Raw genomic sequence first — 16,337 nt, 5'->3', positions numbered from 1 at the left:
CTCTTTGCCTGCTTTCAGACAAGAGTGCTCTTGCCATGCAAGTCGTTCAACGGCATAAATTGTTACGTTGGCATAATGAAAAGTAATGGATTGAGGCCGGGACAATGCAGTTTCGTAAACGGCTGCCATCCTTGACTGCGCTGCTCATGCTTGAAGCAGTTTTGCGCAGAAAGAGCTTTACCGCGGCAGCGACCGAACTCGGCGTCACACAGGCGGCCGTAAGCCGGCAGATTGCTTTGCTTGAGGAAGAATTGGGGCAGCCAATGTTTGTGCGTAAACATCGCGCGATCGAACCTACGCCTGCGTGTCGCATTCTGGGAGCGTCGCTGGCGCAGAGCCTTTCCAATATTGCGGAGACGGTCGATGCGATCAAAACGTCCGGCCAGGATGTCGTCACCATCGGCGCGACGATCGCGTTTTCGTCTTTCTGGCTGCTTCCGCGTCTGGCCGACTTCCGTTCCCAAAACCCCGGGATCCAGGTGCGTGTCGTATCCCAGGATGAAAAAATCGATCTCGATAGCGGTGAGATAAACATTGCCATTCGTTATGGAATACCGCCGTTTAACGATGGGACGGTCATTGCTTCAAAAGACGATTTCATAACGCCCGTATGTTCGCCCGATTATCTCAAACGCAGACAATCAGGCCCGCTATCCTCGACAGACGAGTATATCGAAACTCACAGTTCCGACCCGTTGTGGTTTTCGTGGGCTCAATGGCTTGACCAGATCGGAGCATCCTTCGATCTCAAGCCGTCCTTGAGATTTAGCCATTATACCGAAACGATATTCGCCGCGTGTAATGGCCAGGGGGTAGCACTTGGCTGGGGCGCGCTCGTTCAGGCGTTTCTTGATGCCGGAACGTTGGTCGCGCTAAATGATCTGACGTACAAGGCTGACGGGCGATATAATATCCTGCTGCCACTCAGGGCTCGACGAACGGTTGCCAATGACAGAGCCGTTGCCTGGCTCACGGCAGCATTGCACGCATAACCAGGAGTATTGGCACCTGGACCAGTTCGCCCATGTCGTTTGAGACCCGCCACGGGTAATTTTTTTGCGTTTCTTACCATCAACGGCATCCTGCTCTACGAGTTCTGCGCGAATGGTCGCCGCAGCGGCGGGAAAATCCTTCGTTGCTGACATAAAACTCTTACATGTCGGGAGGAAACCTGCTGCCGGCGGGCCCTGAGGTGGGGCAAGTGGAAGAGGGCATTCTCTGATGACGACATTGCAGCAGGTGGCGATAAGAGCGGGATGTTCGCTGGCGACCGCGAGCCGGGCGCTCAATCGCAACGGCAATGTCAGCGACCGCATGGCCCGCAGGGTCCGCCGCGCGGCGGCAGAGCTCGGTTACCGGCCGATAAATTCAGCGGCTGGCAGACCCGGGCAACGGCCGGTCGTCGGCGTACTGATCCCCAGCATCACCAATCCCGTCTTCGCCTCGTCGCTTTCCAGCATCCAGAACCGCATGCTGGTTGCCGGCCACGGCGTGCTGATCGCCCAGTCGAACTACGACCCTGCACGCGAGGCGGACGCAGTCGCCTCGCTTCTCAACGACCGGCCGACCGGCCTGATCCTGACCGTCTGCGATCCCGCCACAAGCGTTGCCCTCACATCCTCGCTGCCGCCGACCGTGCTTCTCAACAACATGCCGACCTCACTGTTTCCTGCCGCCGTGACGGTGGACAATCGCGGAGCCGGCCGCGAACTGACGCAGATGCTGGTCGGTCTCGGCCATCGACGCATCCTGTTCGTCTCCGGAAATTTCGCGGCTTCCGACCGCGCGCGTCGCCGGCATGAAGGTTATCGCGATGCGATGATCAAGAATGGCATTGCACCGTTGGAAGCAGTCGAGATTTCCTTCCTCAACGGTTACGACCAGCTCGATCTCAGTGCGGCGCTTGCGACCGCACCGCCGACGGCGATCATCGCCTCCAACGATCTTCTCGCACTCGGCGTCATCAGTGCGCTGCGGCGCGAAGGACTTTCCGTACCACGCGATATTTCCGTCGCAGGGTTCGATGGGATCGCCATCGGACGGCTGATGGACCCGCCGCTGACGACGGTAGAGATGCCGGATGCGAGCATGGGGGCGGCGGCGGCCTCGCTGCTGCTGGACATGGCCGAGAATGCGGCGCCCGCCCGGCATCTCGATGTCGCTTATATGCTGCGCCGGGGCGGTACGGTGCGGGCAATCTGATGACGCTTCGTACAAAAGGAAAACCGCCGCTTCCGATCGGAAGCGGCGGCTCGTTGTGCGGTTAGCCCGGAGCGGAGCTTAGCTGCGCGGCAGCAAGCCCTTCACTTCGGAAGCGGCATCTTCCAGCGCTTGCCTCGGGGTGGCCTGCTGTTCGACGATACGCGACAGATTCTCGACGATCGCCTGGGTGACCTTGACGCCGTTGGTGCCCGGGAAGGCGTACCAGGGAACCATGCGATCCATCTGGCTGAGGCCAGCGACGAAGAGCGGGTTCGCCTTGTAGAAATTGCCGAGATAGTCCGGCGACTTGGCGGCGAGCTCGTTGTTCGGAACATAGCCGGTGCCCGGGACGACGACCGATGCGCCGTAGGGGCCGGCGGCGAACTTGGCGAACTTCCAGGCGGCCTGCTGCTTTTCGGCATTGCGGGCGAGGATGACGACGGCATTGCCGCCGGTCGGCAGCTTGCCCTTGACCGGATCGATCAGCGGGATCTGCGCGGTGCGCAGGTCGAACTTGTCGCCGACGCTCTTGATCGTATTGCGCAGCCCGCCGGTCGTCTTGAACTCGATGCCGACCTTGCCGGCGAAGAACGCCTGCTCACCGGCCTGGGCGGTGAACACCGGCAGGCCGCCCTGCTTGACCATGCGGTCGAGCGTTTCGACAGCCCTCAGGCCTTCCGGCCCGGCGAAAGCGACGGACTTTTCGTCGGCGCCCAGCATCTGGCCACCGGCGCCGAACAGAAGTGCCGAGAACATCCAGTCGTCACCCTGCCAGCGGAAATCGATGCCTTCGACGCCGTTGCCGAGCGCCTTGATCTTGGCGCCGAGCGCGATGACTTCGTCCCAGGTCTTCGGCGGAACGTCCGGATTGCCGCCGGCAGCCTTCACCAGATCGGCATTGTAGTACATGATCGGGTTTGACGTCGCGAAGGCGAGGCCGACCTGCTTGCCCTTGACCTGGGCGAGCTTCAGGATGTTGTCGGAGAAGCCGAGCTTGCCCATATCGCCTTCCTTGGCGATGAACGGAGCGAGATCGACCGGCAGGTCGCGCTCCTGAACCATGCGCAGCCGGTTGAGGCCGATGAAGGTCAGGTCCGGCATTTCCGCCGTGCCGGCCTGGCGCATGATGAGCTGGATGCCTTCTTCATAGGTCGCGGACGGGTTGGCGAACTGGATCTTGATGTCCGGATTTTCCTCCATGAACTTTTTCGAGATCGTGTCCATCACGTCCTTGAAGAAGCCCGGCATCGGATAATGCACGGTCAATGTCGTTTCGGCATGGGCCGGAAGCGACACCGTCATGGCAATCGCCGCGGCGGCGAAAAACTTGGTGAGATGCTTCATCGCATAGTCTCCTGGTTGATGCCGGTCAGCCTTTGAGACCGGTCATGGTGATGCCCTCGACGAAGCGCTTCTGTGCCAGAAGGAAAGCCGCAACGAGGGGAGTGGTGATGATCAGCGTGGCGGCCATCAGCGCGCCGTAGTCGTCGCCGGCCTCGGCGGCGCGGAAATAGAGGAGGCCGAGTGGCGGCGTTGCATAGGCCTGGTTGGAAACGACGATCAACGGCCAGTAGAGGTCGTTCCAGTGCGCGACGACCGAGAAGATCGCGAACGCGGTGATCGCCGGCCAGGCATTCGGCACGATCACGCGGCCGATAATGCCGAGCTCCGACATGCCGTCGAGCCGGGCGGCATGTATCAGGTCGTCCGGTATCGCGCGGAAGAACTGCAGGAACAGGAAGATGCCGAAAACGGAGATGGTGAAGGGAGCGACCAGCGCGAAATAGCTGTTGAGCACCGCCATGCGGTCGAAGGCGACGTAGAGCGGCAGGGCGGTGGCATGGATCGGTACCAGCAGGCCGAGCATGACCAGCACCATCATCAGCTTTGCCGCGCGGAATTTGAGCTTTGCCATGGCGTAGGCGCAGGGGATGGCGATCATCACCTGGAAACCGAAGATCAGCGCACAGACGGCGACGCCGTTGAAAAGCAGCCGCGTCATCGAGACGCGCGTCAGCGCCTTGGCGAAGTTCTGGATGTAGGACCAGTGCTGCGGGATGAGGGACAGCGACGAGGAGAAGATGTCGCTCTGCGCCTTGCCGGCGGTCGAAATCATGAAGACGTAGGGGGCGAGGAAGATCGCCGCCCCGAAGATCAGGATCGACAGGCGGACAGCACGCGCGAGGGTGAAGGCTGAAGCGTTCATGAGTAATGCACCTGCTTGTCCTGGACGCGGTATTGCAGGAACATCAGCACCACCAGGATGATCAGGAAGACGACCGTCATCGCCGAAGCGTAACCGACCTTCAGGTAGACGAACCCTTCCTGGTAGATGGTGAAAAGCAACACTTCGGAGGCCTTGTTCGGCCCGCCCTCGGTCAGCGTCTTGACCGTCTCGAAGACCTTGACCGCATTGATGATGCTGATCGTGGTGACGAACAGTGTCGTCGGTCCGAGCATCGGCCAGGTAACCAGCCGGAACCGGTCGAAGGCGGAGCGGGCGCCGTCCACATGTGCGGCGTGATAGAGCTCGCGGGGGATTGCGGTGAGCCCGGCCAGGAACAGCACGAGATTGAAGCCGACCGATTGCCAGATGCCGATGATCGACAGGCTGTAGAGGACGGATGTCGAGGCGCCGAGCCAGTTGGGACGCGGCAGGCCGCCGAGCGCCAGAAGCGCGTTGATCGGGCCGATCGTCGGATGGAACAGATATTGCCAGACCGTCGCCATCGCAACGAGCAGCGAGGCGACCGGCAGGAAATAGGCGGTTCGAAAGAAGGAACGGCCGATGTTCTCGCTTTCGATCAGCATCGCGAGGCCGAGCGCCATGAAGATCGAGATCGGTGCGACGATCGCGGTATAGACCGCTGTGTTCCACAGCGAGCGGCGGAAGGTGCGGTCGGTGAAGAGCTCTGTGTAATTGTCGAAGCCGACGAACCGGAAACCCGCATAGCCGAGTTCGTAGTCGGTAAAGGCGAACAGGATCACCACCGCGACCGGCAGCAGGATGAAGACGAACAGGAGAACCATAGCCGGCAGCGACAGCACGAGTGCTGCGCGTGCCTCCTGCCGCTCGGCGGCCGAACGGGCGGGTTTCCGGACGATCGGGGGTGCAGCAGCGATCGCGTCAGCCATGGGCGGTCTCCCGCATGGTGGCGGTATCGACCGGTGTCGAGGGCAGGCGGCGGCCGTTCTCGGCAAAGACGAAGAGGCGATCGGCTGAGAACTCGAGGCGCACCGGCATGCCGGCGGCAAGACCGGCGCCCTCAGTCGGAGAAAGCTTGGCGACAACCGTTTCGCCGATCGCATCCAGGCGGCAATAGAGGATGATCTCGGAGCCCAGGAACTCGATGCGGTCGATGCGTGCCGGCAGGCCCTGCTGGCCGCTGCGGGACACGCGGATGAATTCCGGCCGAATGCCGATCGTCACCGGCGCGCCGGCTGCGACCGTCTCACGGTGTAATCCGACCCGGATATCGCCGAACGCTATCGTGCCATCGGCCCCGATCTGCGACGGGAAAAGGTTGATGCGCGGCTGGCCGATGAAACGGGCCACCTCGATATTGGCCGGATCGTCGTAGATCACCTGCGGCGAGGCGAGCTGCAGCAGCGAACCGCCGATCATCACGGCGACGCGATCTGCCATGGAAAGCGCTTCCGCCTGGTCATGGGTGACGTAGAGCGTCGGCACGCCGGCGCGGCGGTGCAATTCGACGATCTCGCCGCGAGCATGGACGCGCAGGTTGGCGTCGAGGTTGGAAAGCGGTTCGTCCATCAGGAAAACGGAGGGGCGGCGCACCATGGCGCGGCCAAGCGCGACGCGCTGGCGCTGGCCGCCGGACATCTGGCCGGGCTTGCGATCGAGCAGGTGGTCGATCTTCAGCGACACCGCCATCTCGCGCACGTCGCGTTTGATCGCCGCGACCGCCTTGCGCTGGCCGGGCATCAGCGGGCCGATCAGCGGCAGGCGCTGCGCCCGCGTCAGCTTGCGCATGACCAGCGGCACGGCGATGTTCTGCGCCGCCGTCAGGTGCGGATAAAGCGCGTAGGACTGGAAAACCATGGCAATGTTGCGGTCTGCCGCCGGTACCGGCGACAGGTCGCGGTCGCCGAGCATGATTTCGCCGGCGTCAGCGCTTTCGAGGCCGGCGAGGATGCGTAAGAGCGTGCTCTTGCCGCAGCCGGAAGGGCCGACAAGGGCGATGAATTCGCCCGGACCGGCATCGAGGCTGACGCCCTTGAGGATCGGGTTGCCGGAGAAGGATTTTTCGATACCGCGAAGCGAAAGGGCGGTCATTCGGCGCTCTCCGTTTGCTTGGCGCTGGTCGGATAGACTTCCTCGATGACCTCGTCGAGGACATAGGCCGTCATGCCGGGCACGGCGACGATCTCGCTCTCGACGCCGTCGCCGAATTCATGCACGACCGCGCCGACCAGCCGCTCGCCCGGCATTTCGCGCACCAGTTTGTCGAGGATGAAGGCGGCCGACGGACCCCAGGTGAGGGCGGTGTTCTCGAACCGGCCCTGCCAGGCCCAGTGCAGGTGGCCGCTCGCAAAGAGCGCCACGTCATGGGCGGCGATCAGGTCGTAGAGGCGTTTGCGCTGGGCCGGGCGCACGCTCCAATAGCCCGTGTCGCCCTCGTGCGGCTCGTCGACGAACAGCGGCTTGTGGGCAAACAGCGCGATGCGACGGCCGCGACGCTCTTCGAGGGTTTCGCGCAGCCATTCGAACTGGGCTTCCTCCTCGTCGTCCTCATGACCGAGCAGGAGTGAGTTGAGGCCGATGAAACGCCAGCCGTTGGTGTCCTCGAACCAGCGGTCCTCTCCGACGAGGTCCCGCCAGCGCTTGAGGCGCTCGGCATTGACCGGCTGCTCGGAGCCCGGCAGGTGGCCGACATCGTGATTGCCCGGCAGGATCAGCATCGGGATCGAAGTCTGCCGCATCAGGTCCAGGCAGAAAGTGATGTCACCCGGCTTATCGGCGCCATCGACGGTCAGATCCCCGGTATGGATGATGAGATCGGCCCGGGTATCCTCGATCCAGTTCAGCAGCGGCGCCCAATTGCCGTTGAAATGCGGCTTTTCCGGGCTGAAATGGGTATCGGTAATCTGGATGATCTTCACGGCAGTCTCCGGTCTCGCAAGTACCTTCCGCAGGTGCGAAGGCGTTTACGGTTCCTTAGAGCGCTATCGTGTCAGGCCGGTTACAGAGTTTTCCAGCTTTCTTTCATTTCTGTCACAGGACTGTAAAACAGGTGGTTTCCCGTCAAGGCCGTTTCGAGATGCCGGCACGTCGTGGGCGTCCGGATGGATCAAGGCACTCGGGCCGGCCTGGTATCCGAAGCTCTCCTAAGAGGCGGAAAGATAGGTCGAGGGTCACCGCCGCAGTGCGGTGTCAGCGCCCCTGCCGACGCTCGCATACATGCCGGTCGTGCGGAATTCGGTGGGATTGGTGCCGTAGACACGGCGGAAGACCTTGGAGAAGTAGTTTGCGTCCCGGAAGCCCGAGCGGATTGCCACCTCCTTTACCGGCATGCCGTCGGTCTTGGTCAAGAGCTTGATGGCGCGCTCCAGGCGCTTTTGCAGGACGAATTCGGCCGGCGGAACGCCTTCGCTGGCGGCGAAGATGCGTGAGAAATGCGCTCGGCTGAGGCCCGCGACCTTGGCTAGCTCCTCGACCGGCAGCGGATGCTCGAGATTGATCACGATGTGGCCGATGACATGCTGCATCGTCCGGTATTCCTCGCTGAAGATCGGATGCGAACCGAAGACGTCGTCATAGAGCGCCATCGCCGCTTCGTAGGCGATGGCCGATGCACGGCCTGGGGTCTCCGCGCCATTGATGAGACGCAGGCTGCAATCGGCCAGATGCTCGATGGTGCGCGGCTGCAGCTTGAGGATCGGGCCGGTTACCGCGAGGACGGAGCGGTGAATGCGAAGCGCTTCGTCGCCATTCATCGAGATCCAGAAGAACTCCCATCGGCCGCCATCCTCCAGCCAATAGCGATGGTTATGCGGGACGAGAACCAACAGGGTTTCGCCTTCCTTCACCCGCAGCTCACGGTTGTCGTATCTGAGGTTGCCAGCGCCGCCGATCGTATGCTGGAGCACAGTGAATGGCGTCTGACCGCGTTTGCGTCCATCCCAATCGTAGGTTGCATCCGTGCGGATTTCGTAGCCGGTGCTGGTCGGCATCGTGTGCAAAGTCTGCCGGCCCCGCGGCAACGACACGGTCCGCATGACCGGCCCCCGCTCGATTAAATCCCGCAGCATAGAATTACCCATGAAAGCATAATCCTTCTCTGGCGGCCCCGCCGAATTTGCGCATAATCCGCTCCCGAGAGAGAGAACACCGCCAGCATCGAGGAACGGCGGGGAGGGGAATAAGCCGGATTTCTGGCCTTTTTTGGCGCAGGGCGCAAGCCCGGCGGCTATTCTTCTTCTCATCCCCAGCGCCGGCATTTTCATCGCATCGAGGTTAGGATCATGAGCTTCAAAATCGCTATCATTGGCGCGGGCAGCGTCGGCTTCACGAAAAAGCTGTTCACCGACATCCTGTGCGTTCCGGAATTCAGAGATATCGAATTCGCGCTCACGGACATGAACGAGCATAACCTCCAGATGATCAAGGCGATCCTCGACAAGGTCGTCGAATCCAACCGGCTGCCGACCAGGGTGACGGCAACCACCAACCGTCGCGAGGCGCTGACGGGTGCCCGCTACATCATCAGCTGCGTTCGCGTCGGCGGCCTGGAAGCTTATGCCGACGACATCCGCATCCCGCTGAAATACGGTATCGACCAGTGCGTCGGGGATACGATCTGCGCCGGCGGCATTCTCTACGGCCAGCGCAACATCCCCGTGATCCTCGATTTCTGCAAGGACATCCGCGAGGTCGCCGAACCGGGTGCGAAATTCCTGAACTACGCGAACCCGATGGCGATGAACACCTGGGCTGCGATCGAATACGGGAAGGTCGATACCGTCGGCCTCTGCCATGGCGTCCAGCATGGGGCAGAACAGATCGCTGACGTTCTCGGCGCCAAGTCGCGCTCCGAACTCGACTATATCTGCTCGGGCATCAACCATCAGACATGGTTCATCGATCTACGCCTCAACGGCCGAAAGATCGGCAAGGACGAACTCGTCGCCGCCTTCGAGGCGCACCCGGTTTTCTCGCAGCAGGAAAAGCTGCGCATCGACGTCCTGAAGCGCTTCGGCGTGTATTCGACGGAGAGCAACGGCCACCTGTCCGAATACCTGCCCTGGTATCGCAAGCGGCCGGAAGAGATCACCAGGTGGATCGACATGTCCGACTGGATCCATGGCGAGACCGGCGGTTACCTCAGGCACTCGACGGAAACGCGCAACTGGTTTGAAACGGAATTCCCGCAGTTCCTCGCCTCGGCCGAAAAACCGATCGATCCATCCAAGCGCTCGAACGAGCATGCGAGCCATATTCTCGAAGCGCTTGAAACCAACCGCGTCTATCGCGGCCACTTCAACGTCAAGAACAACGGCGTCATCACCAACCTGCCGGCCGATGCGATTGTCGAGTCGCCCGGTTTCGTCGATCGCTTCGGTATCAATATGGTCTCCGGCATCACGATCCCGGAAGCCTGCGCAGCGACGTGCATCGCCTCCATCAACGTGCAGCGCATGTCGGTGCACGCAGCCATCAGCGGCGATATCGACCTCCTGAAGCTGGCGGTCCTGCACGACCCCTTGGTCGGCGCCATCTCAACTCCGGAGGAAGTCTGGCAGATGGTCGATGAGATGGTCGTCGCCCAGGCCAGTTGGTTGCCGCAATATGCCGATGCCATTCCTGCGGCCAAAGAGCGGCTGGCCAAATCGACGGTGAAGACCCGCGACTGGGCCGGGGCGGCACGCCGCAATGTCCGTTCGATCGACGAGTTGCGCGCCGAAAAGGCGGCGCTCAAGCAGGCTGTCTGAGAGTTCGGGAGGACGGGTGGCGATGGGGCTCCGGGAGGGAGCCTGTCGCCGCAAGCCCGCATCCGGATCGTTTGAGGAGAACCGGGGTATTTGCAAAGTGCTCCGCAACAAGAGGGAGAAACGATGACAAATTTCCGCAACCTTGGCAGTCTTGCCGGACTGGCGCTGAGCGTCTCGGTCTCGGCTTTGAGCGCCTATGCCTCCGAGCCCAGTGCTCCGCCCGTTCCGGCGCAGTTCCCGGCGGAAGGCAAGATTAAATACGTGTCCAGGGATTCCATTGAAGAGTTCAAGGCACTGCCCACCTATCACGAGCCCGATTGGGTGACGAAGAACTTCGTCGACAGCGGCAAGCTGCCGCCCGTTAAGGACCGCCTGCCCAAGGTGCCGCTTGTCTTCAAGACGGAGAACATGGTGGATGGCCCCGGCGTCTACGGCGATACCCTGCGGCATGTCATCGGCGGTCGGCCTGAAGGCTGGAACTATGGTGCCGGCCAGACCCAGGGCTGGGGCGGCATCGATATTGGTCTGTCCGAGTGCCTGACGCGCACTGCGCCGCTCTTCCAGGTGGAAGCCAAGGATACCGAGCCGCTGCCGAACCTTGCCAAGAGCTGGGACTGGTCCAAGGACGGCCATAAGCTCACCATGCATCTGGTCGAAGGCGCGAAATGGTCCGACGGCGTTCCCTTCAATGCCGACGATATCATGTTTTACTGGGAAGACGAGGTCATCGACCCGAATGTCTCCCCGCTCGGCGGCGGCGCATCGCCTGAAGCGTTCGGCCAGGGGACAACACTTCAGAAGATCGATGACTATACCGTCGAATGGACCTTCAAGGAGGCTTTCCCCAAACAATATCTCTACACGATGGCCTATCCGGGCTTCTGCCCTGGCCCCTCGCATATCCTGAAGCCGCAGCATCCGAAATATTCGAAAAATACCTACGATCAGTTCAAGAATGCGTTCCCGCCGGAATTCATGAACATGCCGGTGATGGGCGGCTGGGTGCCGGTCGAATACCGTCCGGACGACATAATCGTGATGCGCCGCAATCCGTATTACTGGAAGGTCGACGAGAAGGGCAATCAACTCCCTTATCTGAACGAACTGCATTACAAGCTGTCGACCTGGGCCGACCGCGACGTGCAGGCCGTTGCCGGATCCGGCGACATTTCCAACCTCGAGCAGCCGGAAAATTTCGTGGCATCGCTGAAGCGGGCCGCCGAGAAGACCGCCCCGGCACGTCTTGCCTTCGGCCCGCGCCTGATTGGCTACAACATGCGCATGAACCTGTCCGGCAACGGCTGGGGCGAGCCAGACGCGCGCGGCCAGGCCGTTCGCGAACTGAACCGCAACGAGGATTTCCGCAAGGCGATCACCATGGGTCTCGACCGCAAGGCGATCGGCGATTCGCTGGTCAAGGGTCCGTTCACCGCGATCTATCCGGGTGGCCTGTCCTCGGGCACCAGCTTCTACGACCGCAACTCGGTGGTCTATTACCCCTTCGATCTGAATGGCGCCAAGGCGCTGCTGGCGAAGGCGGGCCTCAAGGATACCGACGGCGACGGTTTCGTGAACTTCCCCGCCGGAACCGTCGGCGGCAAGGACGTCGAGATCGTCCTTCTGGTCAACAACGGCTACGCGACCGACAAGAGCCTCGCGGAAGGCGTCATCGGCCAGATGGAAAAGCTCGGGGTCAAGGTCATCCTCAATGCGCTCGATGGTCCGAAACGCGACGACGCTCATTATAGCGGCCGTTTCGACTGGCTGATCCAGCGCAACATGCCGGAACTTGCCTCCGTGGTTCAAAATACCGAGCAGCTTGCACCTGTCGGTCCGCGCACGAGCTGGCACCACCGCGCCGGCAAGGACGGCAAACTCGACCTGATGCCCTACGAAGAAAAGCTGGTCGCTATCGTCGCCAAGTTCCAGACCAGCCAGGACAACAACCAGCGCGTCGACCTGATGAAGCAATACCAGAAGATAGCAACCGAGAATGTCGATACGGTCGGACTGACGGAATATCCGGGTGCGCTGATCATCAACAAGCGCTTCTCGAACGTGCCAGAAGGAACCCCGATCTTCATGTTCAACTGGGCTGAGGACTCCGTCATCCGTGAGCGCCTGTGGGTCGCTGCCGACAAGCAGGGCAAATATGAGCTGTTTCCCGAAAGGCTGCCCGGCAAGCCGGGCGAAAAGGGCCCGATCAACTAAGAGCTCCCCTCCCAACCGAGGATTCCGGCCGCGCGTGAAGCGCGGCCGGGCAAGATCAACAAGCCGGCCGCACCGACAGGGGCGACTGGCGGCAAGGAGAAGCGAACCGTCCGATGTTACGATTCCTGCTCGTGCGCATAGCGTCCGCAATCCCCGTCCTGATCATTCTGAGCATCGTGACCTTCGCGATCATCCAGGCGCCGCCCGGTGACTATGCCGACTACATCCGCTCGCAGCTGATCAACCAGAGCGGCGCGTCCTTTGCACAGGCCGACGAACAGGCTCGGGCCTACCGCATCGCCCATGGCCTCGATCAGCCGATGGTCATCCAGTACTTCAACTGGATCAAGGGCATCGTTACAAAGGGCGATTTCGGCTACAGCATGTTCTACAACAAGCCGGTGGCAGACGTCGTCGGCGAACGCCTGCCGCGCACGCTGCTCCTGGCGCTGGTCTGCCACATCCTTGCGTCGGTGCTCGGCATCGGCTTCGGCATCTGGGCGGCAACCCGGCAATATTCCTGGATCGACAGCCTGCTCTCCGGCATCTCATTTCTCGGCATGACGGTGCCGCGCTTCCTGATGGCGCTGATCATCGTCTACCTGCTCGTCTTCCAGCTCAACGTTTCCGAAATCGGCAGCTTCTTCTCGCCGCAATATGGCGGCGCGCCGTGGTCCTGGGCGAAATTCGCCGACCTTGTCAAACACGTCTGGCCGGTCGTCGCGATCGCCACCTTCGGCGGGCTCGCCTACAACATGCGCGTCATGCGCGGCAACCTGCTCGATACGCTGAACGCCCAGTATGTCGAGACGGCAAGGGCCAAGGGGCTTTCGGGCGGTGCGGTCGTCATGCGCCATGCTGTACCCAATGCCCTGCACCCGCTCGTCATGTATCAGGGCGTCGTGCTTCCCTACATGCTGACCGGCGAGATCGAGACGGCGATCATCTTTTCGCTGCCGACCGTCGGGCCGGCGATCGTCGGATCAATGGCCGTCGGCGACGTCTATGTGACGGCGACCTTCATGATGGTGCTTTCCGCCACACTCATTGTCGGCAACATCATCGCCGACATGCTGCTGGCGATGCTCGACCCGCGCGTCCGTGCCTATGGAGGAGCCTGATATGCTCGCCTTCGACTCCTCCCCGCGATTGCCCCACGAGCAGATGTCCCTCGAACAGACGGCCAAGAACGGGCCGCACGGCAATGAAAGCTACATGGCGCTGGTCTGGCGCCGGCTGCGGCGCTCCTGGACCGGAATGATCGGCCTCATCCTCGTCGGATTGCTGCTCATCATGGCGATCTTCGCGGAGTTCTTCGCGCCGATGGATCCGAAGGCGACGGATGTGGGCTTTGCCCCGCCGCAGATAATGAGCTTCCACGACAAGGACGGCAACATCGTCTTCCAGCCGCGCGTCTATGGACAGACCGAGTCCGCAGAGCTCGATCCCGTGACGTTTCAGCCGGTCGTCGGCCCCGACTACGACAACCCTAACCGTCTCGGCTTCTTCGTGGCAGGCGCAGAGTACAGGCTGTTCGGACTGATCCCGACGAACCGCCATTTCTTCGGTTCCACCACCGGCCAGCCGGTGCATTTCCTCGGCACCGACAAGTTCGGCCGCGACGTGCTGTCGCGCGCCATCATCGGCTCGCGGATTTCGCTGACGATCGCGCTCACCGTCGTCTTCATCGTCACGGTGATTGGCACCACGGTCGGCATGGTATCCGGCTATTTCGGCGGTTCGTTCGATACCTGGGTACAACGCTTCGTCGAAATCGTCCTCGCCTTTCCGCAGCTGCCGCTCTATCTGGCGCTGACCTCGCTCATCCCAGTGACGGCGCCGACCAACGTTTTCCTCGGCTTCGTCATCGTCGTGATGTCGGCGCTCGGCTGGGCGCAGATGTCGCGCGAGGTACGCGGCAAGACGCTGGCGCTCGCCCGCATCGACTATGTTCGGGCGGCCATGGCCGTCGGCGCGACCGACCGGCGGATCATCTTCCAGCACATCTTTCCGAACGTCATGAGCCACGTGATCGTCGCCGTCACGCTGCATATCCCGAGCGTCGTGCTGCTCGAATCCTTCCTCGGCTTCCTCGGTTTCGCGGTGAAGCCGCCGCTGATCTCCTGGGGACTGATGCTACAGGACACGGCAAACTACTCCGTGATCGGCACCTATCCCTGGATCCTGGCGCCGGTCGGGTTCGTGCTCATCACGGTTTTTGCGTTCAATGCGCTCGGCGACGGGCTGCGCGACGCAGTCGATCCTTATTGAGGTGGTCCAGATGGCTCTCGCACTCGTCAACAGCTTCGCCCCGCCCATCCGCCTCGACCATACCGGGCGCACGGAAGAGCCGATCATCGATGCCCGCAACGTCGCCGTGAACTTCAAGGTCGAGCACGGCACGGTGGAGGCCGTGAAGGACATCTCCTTCCAGCTCTACCGCGGCGAGACGATCGCCATCGTCGGCGAATCCGGATCGGGCAAGTCGGTAACCGCACGCACCGTCATGGGGCTGCTGTCGAAACGCGCCGTGGTGTCGCCGCAATCGACGGTCGCCTATGACGGCGCCAATATCCTGAAATTCTCCGAACGTGAGCGCCGCAAGCTGCGCGGCGATCGTATCTCGATGATCTTCCAGGAGCCGATGAGCTCGCTGAACCCGATCTACACGATCGGCAGCCAGATCATCGAGGCCATTCGCGTGCATCGCCGGATGAGCCGGAAACAGGCAGAGGCCCGTGCACTTGAATTGCTGAGGCATGTGCAGATTCCGGACCCGGAAGCCCGCCTGCGGCAATATCCGCATCAGCTCTCCGGGGGGCAGCGCCAGCGCGTGATGATCGCCATGGCGCTGTCGAACAATCCAGACGTGCTGATCGCCGACGAGCCGACGACGGCGCTCGACGTTACCGTACAGGCGCAGATCCTCAACCTCATCCGCAATCTCCAGAAGGAATTGCGGATGGCGGTGATCCTGATCACCCACGACCTGACCGTCGTGCGGCAGTTCTCCGATTATGTCTATGTCATGCAGCATGGCGAGATGTGCGAGCACAACACGACCGAAAAGCTCTTCGCCAATCCGCAGCATACCTATACCAAGCACCTTCTCGCCTCCGAGCCCCGCGGCCAGGCCAATCCGCTGCCGGAGGGCTCCGACGTCATTCTCGACGCCAAGGGCGTGCGCGTCTCTTTCATGCTGCGCCACGGCACCTTCTTCAAGCCGGAGCTGAGGGAGCTTGTCGCGGTCGACAGCCTCGATCTGACGCTTCGCCGCCATGAAACGCTGGGACTTGTCGGCGAGTCCGGTTCGGGCAAGACAACGTTCGGACAGGCGCTTCTGCGGCTGAACGACACCGACAGCGGCGAGATCTATTTCGACCGGCAGCCGATCCACGGCCGTTCGCGCGTCGAAATGCGACCGTTGCGCTCGCGCATGCAGGTGGTCTTCCAGGATCCGTTCTCGTCGCTCAATCCGCGCATGACGATCGGCCAAATCATCGAGGAAGGGCTTGTCGTCAACAAGCTCGGTGCGACGAAGGCCGAACGTCTCGACCGCGTGCGCGAGGCGCTCATCGCAGCTGGCATGCCGGGCAACATCCTGTCGCGCTTCCCGCACGAGTTTTCGGGCGGCCAGCGGCAGCGTATCGCCATTGCCCGAGCCATCGCGCTCGAGCCCGAATTCATCCTGCTCGACGAACCCACCTCGGCTCTCGATCTCTCGGTTCAGGCGCAGATCATCGAACTCTTGCGCAAGCTGCAGGACGAGCGGGGCCTCAGCTACCTTTTCATCTCGCACGATCTGAAGGTCGTGCGTGCCCTCTGCCACCGGGTCATTGTCATGCAGCACGGCAAGATCATCGAAGAGGGTCCCGTCGACGAAGTTCTATCCCACCCCAAGACCGCCTACACCGAACGGCTCGTCAAGGCCGCTTTCGAGGTAGCATAATGACTGCCGAATGCCGGAGGTT

The 16,337-nt window shown here is 61.8% G+C and carries 13 protein-coding genes; 7 read left to right on the top strand and 6 right to left on the bottom strand.

Annotated features, from left to right (window positions below):
* Window positions 1-104 precede the first annotated feature (104 nt).
* Entirely contained in the window at window positions 105-992 is an 888-nt protein-coding gene (locus RG540_RS30780) for a LysR substrate-binding domain-containing protein (RefSeq protein WP_041366166.1), read from the top strand.
* Window positions 993-1,221: 229 nt separating this feature from the next.
* Window positions 1,222-2,202: a substrate-binding domain-containing protein gene (locus RG540_RS30775; protein WP_041366165.1), complete on the top strand. Its 981-nt coding sequence runs from the start codon at window positions 1,222-1,224 to the stop codon at window positions 2,200-2,202.
* Between the two features lie 78 nt (window positions 2,203-2,280).
* Here the strand turns inward: RG540_RS30775 and RG540_RS30770 are convergent, their stop codons facing one another.
* The 6 genes from RG540_RS30770 to RG540_RS30745 all read right to left on the bottom strand — a co-directional run bounded on the left by RG540_RS30770 (window position 2,281) and on the right by RG540_RS30745 (window position 8,487).
* Entirely contained in the window at window positions 2,281-3,546 is a 1,266-nt protein-coding gene (locus RG540_RS30770) for an ABC transporter substrate-binding protein (protein WP_041366164.1), read from the bottom strand.
* A gap of 25 nt (window positions 3,547-3,571) precedes the next feature.
* The gene (locus RG540_RS30765) at window positions 3,572-4,408 is read right to left on the bottom strand and encodes a carbohydrate ABC transporter permease (protein WP_041366163.1); all 837 of its coding nucleotides are present in this window, start codon (window positions 4,406-4,408) and stop codon (window positions 3,572-3,574) included.
* Window positions 4,405-5,337: a carbohydrate ABC transporter permease gene (locus tag RG540_RS30760; protein WP_041366162.1), complete on the bottom strand. Its 933-nt coding sequence runs from the start codon at window positions 5,335-5,337 to the stop codon at window positions 4,405-4,407. The genes RG540_RS30765 and RG540_RS30760 overlap by 4 nt, the downstream gene beginning before the upstream one ends.
* Window positions 5,330-6,499 (bottom strand): ABC transporter ATP-binding protein, encoded by a 1,170-nt coding sequence (locus RG540_RS30755; protein WP_041366161.1) that lies wholly within the window; start codon window positions 6,497-6,499, stop codon window positions 5,330-5,332. Before RG540_RS30755 ends, RG540_RS30760 begins: the two co-directional genes overlap by 8 nt.
* Window positions 6,496-7,326 (bottom strand): metallophosphoesterase family protein, encoded by an 831-nt coding sequence (locus RG540_RS30750; RefSeq protein ID WP_041366160.1) that lies wholly within the window; start codon window positions 7,324-7,326, stop codon window positions 6,496-6,498. The genes RG540_RS30755 and RG540_RS30750 overlap by 4 nt, the downstream gene beginning before the upstream one ends.
* Window positions 7,327-7,578: 252 nt before the next feature.
* Window positions 7,579-8,487: an AraC family transcriptional regulator gene (locus tag RG540_RS30745; protein WP_041366159.1), complete on the bottom strand. Its 909-nt coding sequence runs from the start codon at window positions 8,485-8,487 to the stop codon at window positions 7,579-7,581.
* A 201-nt stretch (window positions 8,488-8,688) separates the two neighbouring features.
* Here RG540_RS30745 and melA point away from each other — a divergent pair, with 201 nt between their 5' ends.
* The 5 genes from melA to RG540_RS30720 all read left to right on the top strand — a co-directional run bounded on the left by melA (window position 8,689) and on the right by RG540_RS30720 (window position 16,315).
* Window positions 8,689-10,155, top strand: coding sequence for an alpha-glucosidase/alpha-galactosidase (gene melA / locus RG540_RS30740; protein WP_041366158.1), 1,467 nt, complete (start codon window positions 8,689-8,691; stop codon window positions 10,153-10,155).
* A gap of 123 nt (window positions 10,156-10,278) precedes the next feature.
* Entirely contained in the window at window positions 10,279-12,366 is a 2,088-nt protein-coding gene (locus RG540_RS30735; protein WP_041366157.1) for an ABC transporter substrate-binding protein, read from the top strand.
* 113 nt (window positions 12,367-12,479) lie between these two features.
* A complete protein-coding gene (locus tag RG540_RS30730) occupies window positions 12,480-13,487 on the top strand; it encodes an ABC transporter permease (protein ID WP_041366156.1) in 1,008 nt (335 codons plus the stop codon).
* A 1-nt stretch (window position 13,488) separates the two neighbouring features.
* Entirely contained in the window at window positions 13,489-14,637 is a 1,149-nt protein-coding gene (locus tag RG540_RS30725) for an ABC transporter permease (protein WP_041366155.1), read from the top strand.
* Window positions 14,638-14,647: 10 nt separating this feature from the next.
* A complete protein-coding gene (locus tag RG540_RS30720; protein WP_041366154.1) occupies window positions 14,648-16,315 on the top strand; it encodes an ABC transporter ATP-binding protein in 1,668 nt (555 codons plus the stop codon).
* Window positions 16,316-16,337: the final 22 nt, after the last annotated feature.

The organism is Neorhizobium galegae bv. orientalis str. HAMBI 540 (assembly GCF_000731315.1).
GTDB classification, from domain to species: domain Bacteria; phylum Pseudomonadota; class Alphaproteobacteria; order Rhizobiales; family Rhizobiaceae; genus Neorhizobium; species Neorhizobium galegae.
The sequence above is the reverse complement of the archived record's forward strand: the minus strand, read 5'-3'. Positions and strand labels throughout refer to the sequence as shown.

Bases quoted from the DNA above. Each gene is read 5' to 3' on its own strand.
- RG540_RS30775 (WP_041366165.1), top strand. From the start codon at position 1,222: ATGACGACATTGCAGCAGGTGGCGATAAGAGCGGGATGTTCGCTGGCG.
- RG540_RS30760 (WP_041366162.1), bottom strand. From the start codon at position 5,337: ATGGCTGACGCGATCGCTGCTGCACCCCCGATCGTCCGGAAACCCGCC.
- RG540_RS30745 (WP_041366159.1), bottom strand. From the start codon at position 8,487: ATGGGTAATTCTATGCTGCGGGATTTAATCGAGCGGGGGCCGGTCATG.
- RG540_RS30765 (WP_041366163.1), bottom strand. From the start codon at position 4,408: ATGAACGCTTCAGCCTTCACCCTCGCGCGTGCTGTCCGCCTGTCGATC.
- RG540_RS30730 (WP_041366156.1), top strand. From the start codon at position 12,480: ATGTTACGATTCCTGCTCGTGCGCATAGCGTCCGCAATCCCCGTCCTG.
- RG540_RS30735 (WP_041366157.1), top strand. From the start codon at position 10,279: ATGACAAATTTCCGCAACCTTGGCAGTCTTGCCGGACTGGCGCTGAGC.
- RG540_RS30720 (WP_041366154.1), top strand. From the start codon at position 14,648: ATGGCTCTCGCACTCGTCAACAGCTTCGCCCCGCCCATCCGCCTCGAC.
- melA (WP_041366158.1), top strand. From the start codon at position 8,689: ATGAGCTTCAAAATCGCTATCATTGGCGCGGGCAGCGTCGGCTTCACG.
- RG540_RS30755 (WP_041366161.1), bottom strand. From the start codon at position 6,499: ATGACCGCCCTTTCGCTTCGCGGTATCGAAAAATCCTTCTCCGGCAAC.
- RG540_RS30770 (WP_041366164.1), bottom strand. From the start codon at position 3,546: ATGAAGCATCTCACCAAGTTTTTCGCCGCCGCGGCGATTGCCATGACG.
- RG540_RS30725 (WP_041366155.1), top strand. From the start codon at position 13,489: ATGCTCGCCTTCGACTCCTCCCCGCGATTGCCCCACGAGCAGATGTCC.
- RG540_RS30780 (WP_041366166.1), top strand. From the start codon at position 105: ATGCAGTTTCGTAAACGGCTGCCATCCTTGACTGCGCTGCTCATGCTT.